The sequence below is a fragment of the Mesobacillus sp. genome, assembly GCF_049588175.1.
In the GTDB taxonomy this organism is placed as follows: Bacteria; Bacillota; Bacilli; order Bacillales; family Cytobacillaceae; genus Mesobacillus.
The window spans coordinates 1-6,606 of sequence record NZ_JBAVFI010000747.1; the positions used below are offsets into that span (position 1 = coordinate 1).

The 6,606-nt window shown below is 36.4% G+C and carries 6 protein-coding genes; 2 read left to right on the top strand and 4 right to left on the bottom strand.

The annotated features are described in order from the left end of the window. Positions 1–371: 371 nt before the first annotated feature. The gene (locus tag WB217_RS18135; protein WP_423994701.1) at positions 372–575 is read left to right on the top strand and encodes a YozQ family protein; all 204 of its coding nucleotides are present in this window, start codon (positions 372–374) and stop codon (positions 573–575) included. A gap of 711 nt (positions 576–1,286) precedes the next feature. Here the strand turns inward: WB217_RS18135 and WB217_RS18140 are convergent. From WB217_RS18140 to yhfH, 4 genes are all read right to left on the bottom strand, one after another. Then, entirely contained in the window at positions 1,287–1,529 is a 243-nt protein-coding gene (locus tag WB217_RS18140) for a transcriptional regulator SplA domain-containing protein (RefSeq protein ID WP_423994706.1), read from the bottom strand. Positions 1,530–1,557: 28 nt separating this feature from the next. Continuing rightward, complete coding sequence (locus WB217_RS18145) at positions 1,558–1,731, bottom strand: hypothetical protein (protein ID WP_423994702.1); 174 nt, start codon at positions 1,729–1,731, stop codon at positions 1,558–1,560. Between the two features lie 994 nt (positions 1,732–2,725). Next, complete coding sequence (locus tag WB217_RS18150) at positions 2,726–3,601, bottom strand: phosphotransferase family protein (RefSeq protein WP_423994703.1); 876 nt, start codon at positions 3,599–3,601, stop codon at positions 2,726–2,728. 168 nt (positions 3,602–3,769) lie between these two features. Next, the gene (gene yhfH, locus WB217_RS18155) at positions 3,770–3,904 is read right to left on the bottom strand and encodes a protein YhfH (RefSeq protein WP_079509337.1); all 135 of its coding nucleotides are present in this window, start codon (positions 3,902–3,904) and stop codon (positions 3,770–3,772) included. A gap of 319 nt (positions 3,905–4,223) precedes the next feature. Here yhfH and WB217_RS18160 point away from each other — a divergent pair, with 319 nt between their 5' ends. After that, on the top strand, positions 4,224–6,383 hold the full coding sequence (locus WB217_RS18160; RefSeq protein WP_423994705.1) for a PAS domain S-box protein: 2,160 nt from the start codon (positions 4,224–4,226) through the stop codon (positions 6,381–6,383). Positions 6,384–6,606: the final 223 nt, after the last annotated feature.

Here is a 6,606-nt window from a genome sequence, read left to right on the forward strand (position 1 = left end):
ATATAATATATATGTGGTTTATTTGTTTTTCGCTCTCCTCACATTAATAGGTGTACTTTTGACAGTCTGGCTTCTAAAGTATCATAAAAAAATGCAAGTACAAATTTGCAGTAGATAAAACTAAAACCCCTTCATTTATGAAGGGGTTTTAGTTTGATTATGAGTAAAAATAGGGGCGGACTGTTTTTCTTCCTTTTTTTTTACAGGTCATAGAAACCGTAAATACAATTCCATTTTATGTCATTTCACGAAAAATATATTAGCATTTGAGGAAAAATGGAGTGGATTTATCAGATGTTATGTAATTTTAAAAGTATGATTTTGACTTTGATATCAAAAAATAACCATTATTCAGGAAAGGAGGGAGTTTGATGGAAATGGGAGAAAGCAAGAATACTGACCTTGCAGGCCGCAATTACGATACTTCTGACTACAAACGAAATGATGAGCTTTCCAATGGACTTGCAGTAACTCATGAACAGGCAAGTGATAGTTACACTGAGGGTGAAATCGGCGGAAAGATTGAACGAAAATCTGGAACCGAAGAACCTTTAACGAGAAGAGGGTATCAATAAGAAACAAATGCCAAACTTGAAGTGAGTGAAGCATATGTCACATAAAGGCGAATTCCAATCAAATGGAGATCAATACAAAATGCCAGAAGAGCTAAACTAAAACAGAAAAAAGATTTTGTCTATCGCGTTGGTTATACTTCCAGCACTGGTAATCAAACAAATAATCAGCTTGACCTGGGAAAAGATCAGATTTATAATAGAAAGACAGACACGGGAAAAATAATTCATTAGTATCTGTTAAATAACATAATCAAAAATTTTTAATACTAGAAAAGCACACCTCCACGGGTGTGCTTTTCGTTCCATAAGGAGAGAAAGAGAATTTGTCGATTTAAAGCTTTCCGCGTCTAATTACTTTGTTGGGGGTAAGGAAGCCTTTCTTTAGATAGACAAATCCTCCTTCGAGTTCAGAGCCAAAAATGAGTTTAGATGATGCAGATAAAATCTTCATCATCAATTCCTCCTCTTTAAGATGGCTTACAATATTCGTTTACCCGCAATCCCACAAATAAAACATGGACTTTTAACGGATGGGCCTTAATATAAAAAGACTCTTTTCAGGAATACTTTGGTTGCTTCACACTAGATTGCTTATAGCTTGGATTGCCTGAAGTTGAATCCATCAACTGACTGTAAAAGCTACAATCATTCGAAAATAGCCTAATAAAAAAATCCCCAGCACAAAGCTGAAGAGAGAGAATGCAGCCTGCTTTATTGATAAAAGGGATCTGATGCGTCTTGATAAGCTTTTTCTGCCGCTTCGTGTGAGGTGAAAAGTGCGTCATCATCTTCTATGACATGAAAGGTTTCGTTTAAAAAAAGAGCAAGGGAATTTGCATCCTTTGGGTGCGGAACAATTTCAGCTGCCTTTATGTTTGAAACTGTTGGAACATGTGGGTTCCTATAAATAACATATACCTCATCACCATTTTGTAAATCCTTGGGATCAATCATATCCACTTTTAATTACCTCATTTCATCGTTATAAATTTTCATTTTGCTGCTTTATTTCATCACCAGTAAGTAAAATGTTTCCTGCCTCTATATCCCGATGCTCATCTACTGAGCCTCCGGGTACAAATCTTTGGTTAGGTGTGTAAGTAGATTTCAGCACATCTTTTCCATTCAGGACATTCTCGTCTTTGTTAGATGTCATAAAAGTTCACCCCCTGATACAGATATGTTTTGTATTAGAAGAAAGGGTTATACTTATTAAATCCAACGAGAGTTAACTTGAAATTTGACACCAATTTGACATAAGTAACAGGTTTTATGATGAGTATCGGGTGGTATAATAAAAGTGTAAAAAGAAGTTGCTTAACATCTTAGGAGGCTCAACCAAGGTGTTCGTTCCGTTGTGAACGAGGATAAGGTTTATTCCTTCAGGATTTTTTGTAAGCGTTTTACCTTTAGCGGGAATAACAAAATCTCTCTTGTAAGATTTCTTTATCAATGTATGTCACTAGGTTAATATTCATTCTTTCAGAAGGTCTTGATCAGATGGGTAAAAGCAGAACTTCAGCTTATTCAGTTTAGGTACGCTGAAAAGAAGCTTTTAACCAAAAGAAAACGTGTAAACAAAGACTTGTTCTTTATTAACCGTTTTTGGAGATAGACTTATATCAAAATAATTTAAACCCGTTAATGAAAGATGAATAAAAACCTTAAGCAGCATTAGTGGAATCTTACAAGCAAACAGTCTGAATCCTCGATTGTTGGCTGTAAGGGATTCTTGCAATATTTCCGTAGGTTAAAGCAGCCTATAAAATATCAGGAACAGGAATAATGAGTCTCTCGGTGATTAAACCGAAAAATGTGTTTGTAAAGGGTCTTCATAAAATCAGGGCATACCTTTTTATGAAAAGACACCTTTAATGCGGAACAAACACACATCGGCTATAGTAATGAGGATCTTACAACTCAATAGTACCAAAGTGTTTTGGGCTGATGATGGTTGGGTCTCCTAAGATGTTAAAAAGAAGCTCCGAGTTGGAGCTTCTTTTTTTTGACTGAATGGCCAATCAATTAACATCGGGAAGATCAAAAAAAGTAATATAGGACCATAACAGCTTTAAATTTAAAAAGGCAGTATATAGAAATTCAAATTTCTTGATCTTAATTGTTGAAATATAGTACATATGGAGCTTTACTTAAAGATATGCCTTGATGCCATTTACAAAAGCTTGCCCATCATTATTTTCAATTCCATGCAAGGCTTCTTGTAATGCAAATGTGCTTTTATAAAACATCACTCTTTCTTTAATTTCCTCTCCTCCAGGATATAAGCGGATACACTGGTCGAAGAATTCTTCACTATAACTAGATAAAAGACCTGCGAAATCATAGGCTGGATCACCAAGTCGAGACGCTCCAAAGTCAATAATCCCAGTTATCTTAGAGTTTTCAACATTCCATAATATGTTGGAAGCTCCAAAATCCCCATGAATAAGGGTGGTCTTAGATTCCCTTGACAATTCTTTTTCAAAGAATGACTCAAACGCAAAGGAAACAGTTTCCATGGACGACTTACTCATATACGGAAATACTTTATTTTGAATTCTTGCTAACAGGATTTTTATTTCGCTAAGAGGATTTTTTTCATCTTGTTCTATAACAGGATGTAAAGTAGCGATAGATATTGAATGCAGAGTGATTAAGAAGGAAACTAGCTGGGATGCCAATTTTTTTAATCCTTGTGGAGGCACACCTTCCAGATCCCTTTTCCACATAGGTTTCCCTTCCAGCATCCTGTACCCCGCAAATACCTTACCAGCTTGCTTGTTATCTAGGGAAGTGTATATTGGAGAGGGAATAGCAACATTAATTTTTCCTTTTAATATTTTTAATAGAGATAGTTCTCTTTCAAGATTTTTAATGCCATCATCATATTTAGGAAAGCGGAAAACAAGTTGGTCATTAATTATAAGTACGTCATTATTTTGACCGAAATTATTTTTTTCGTACTTAACGATTTTCAATTCGGGGTAGACTTGCATAATACGATCGACTAAAAGTTCATAATCCATTGCTCAAGCTCCTTAATATGTATGGATAAATTATACATAAACTGTTGCGAGAAGTCTTAAAATTTCCGCAAAAAAGGCACCTACTCTAAAGGTGCCTTTGCTTAAAAATCAGAAAAATAAAGATTCACATCCGTAAAGGTGGGTATTCCAACCTTTTTAAGGCTGATACTACTCCTCTTTTTTAGAAAGACAGCGATCACATTCCATTAAATAAGATTCTGCTTGTTCATGCATTCCTTCTCCGCACTCGGGACAAACCTTCTTGGGTAAATTACGAAAAAACTCAACTGGACTCATCATAATTTGCTTCTCCTCCTTTTATAGTACAATTTAATTTTTATATAACCTGTTATAGTACAGTATAAACACAAAAAAAGAATTTGTGTAGACTTTTTTTAGAAAATTTTAAAAATAGGTGTTTGTTCCTGTTTTTATCATAAGGGTAGTGATATATGAAGGTTTAAGAATTGAAGAGAATAGGGAAGTCTGAATGAAACAACTAATTTTATTGTCAATATCTAAAAGTGACAAACTTATTACAAATTATTCTATACCCCCTTTTAATCTATGGCATTTTAACTTACAATCGATATGAAAACTCTAATTAGGGAATGATGCCTGAATGGATAATCCTGAATTATCCTTTAATCCAATTTTGTTGCTTGTTGCCATAACATTGACGGTAATGTCTTCGTATACAGCCCTAGATTTATTCAGTCTTATAAAATCCTCTGACCGGAATAAACGGTTTCTTTTTTTGGGCGGGACTTTTTCCCTTGGTATAGGAATATGGGTAATGAATTTTTTTGGGATGCTTGCTGTTAATCTAAATAGTTCTGCTTCATACCAAATTCCAATCACAATCTTTTCCATTATCCTGGGCATTTCCTTTACCGCAATGGCCTTTTATACGCTTTCCGGAAAAACGGTGAGAAAGTCTAACTTATTTACTGGCAGCTTTTTCATGATGCTGGCTGTCCTGGCTGTACACATGCTTGGAATGTTTTCAATGAAGTTGAATTTCTTTTACGATCCAGTCATATTAATTATTGCGCTGGGGATGGTTTTCGCTTCCTTTTATTTTTGTTTCTGGATGCTATTTTTCTCCAAAAGCTTTACACAAGGCAACCATGGCTGGATAAAGCCTTTAAGTGCTCTAGTAGTAACAGCTGCGATTGTCGAAGGTCATTTCCTACTTTCAAGAGCTTCTTCTATATATAACAGGAATGGGACTGTTGAACAGTCGGACATTCCTGAATCATTAATCAGTTATATTATCGTGTTTGTTTCAGTTTTGATTCTCGCTGGTTTGATAGGTTCAAGTGCCTTGATTAGCAAAAGGCTGGCGGTTACTGACACCAATTTGAAGGACATTACAGATGCTTTGAATGCTTCAGCGATTGTAGCAATCACCGATCCGAAAGGGAATATAACATATGTTAACGAGAAATTTATCGAGATTTCTAAATACAGTGAAGCCGAATTGCTAGGAGAGAATCATTCCATATTGAACTCTGGGCTTCACTCAAAAGAATTCTTCAAGGAGATGTGGAGGACAATTGGTTCTGGCCAAGTATGGAAGGGTGAAATTCGTAATCGAACTAAGGATGGTTCGATTTATTGGGTACACACTACAATCGTTCCTTTCCTGAACAGTAAGGGCAGGCCCTATCAATACGTATCTATTCGATCAGACATCACGCAAAGGAAGAAGGCAGAAGCGAGTCTAAAGGAAACCCTTAAAGAGGTCAGCGATATTAATTTCGCATTGGACCAATCGTCCATAGTCGCATTTACCGATGAAAAAGGAATTATCAAGAGTGTTAATGAAAAGTTCTGTGAGATTTCTAAATACAGCAGGGAAGAGCTGATCGGCCGCGATCATAGTCTTCTAAACTCCGGCTTGCATTCTAAAGAATTTTTTAAAAACTTATGGAAAACGATTGGTTCCGGCCAGGTTTGGAAGGGTGAAATCCGCAACAGGGCCAAGGATGGCTCATTTTATTGGGTGGATACAACGATTGTTCCCTTCCTGAATGAAAATGGCAAACCTTATCAGTACCTTGCCATCAGGAATGATATTACTGAGAAGAAAAAGTCAGAAGAAATGTTGCATCGACAGGATAAATTGGCAGCAGTGGGCCAGCTGGCAGCAGGTGTGGCACATGAAATAAGGAATCCCCTGACTTCGATGAAGGGGTACGCGGAGTTCCTGCAAATGGATGAACTAGATCCGCAGCGCCAGGAGTTCCTTGAAATCATTCTTGATGAAATTGACAGAGTCAATAATATTGTTGAGGAATTCATGGTATTAGCTAAACCTAAAGCTGTTGAGCTTGAGGAAAAAAATATCATCCCGATTGTGCAGAATGTCGTTTCGATGCTCAAGTTTGAAGCAAGAAAGAGAAACGTCAAACTTGAGTTCGATGCAGATGAGGATATCGTTCAAATCGAGTGCGATGAAAATCGACTTAAGCAAGTATTCCTCAACTTTATTAAAAATGGTATTGAAGCGATGCCTGATGGCGGAGATTTAAGGGTTACGACAGAAATCCAGGATGAGAATGTGCTTATCTCAATCAAGGATACAGGTGTGGGGATCCCGCCAGATACCCTTAAAAAGATTGGTGAGCCATTCTATACAACGAAGAAAAATGGAAACGGACTTGGTCTCATGGTCAGTTTCAAGATTATTGAAAGTCATAATGGTAAGGTTTATATCGAAAGCGAGCAAAATAAAGGAACAACCTTTAAAATTTTGCTGCCGGCAAAAATTGCATAAGATCATTGTAAAAGGCGGGCTTAATTCTCGCCTTTTTTTATTTGGGTCTGTTAATGGTTAATGTTGTTTTAAAGCCTATTGATTGGAGTGGAAGGCGGCGCTGGTATCTTGGGGGATTCTTTTCGTTACTCCCTATGTACGATGCAAATTTCGCAAACTGAATAATATCTTCATAACTTAAAAATGAAATTCAACGTAATGAAAAAAATTTTTTCGATAAAAT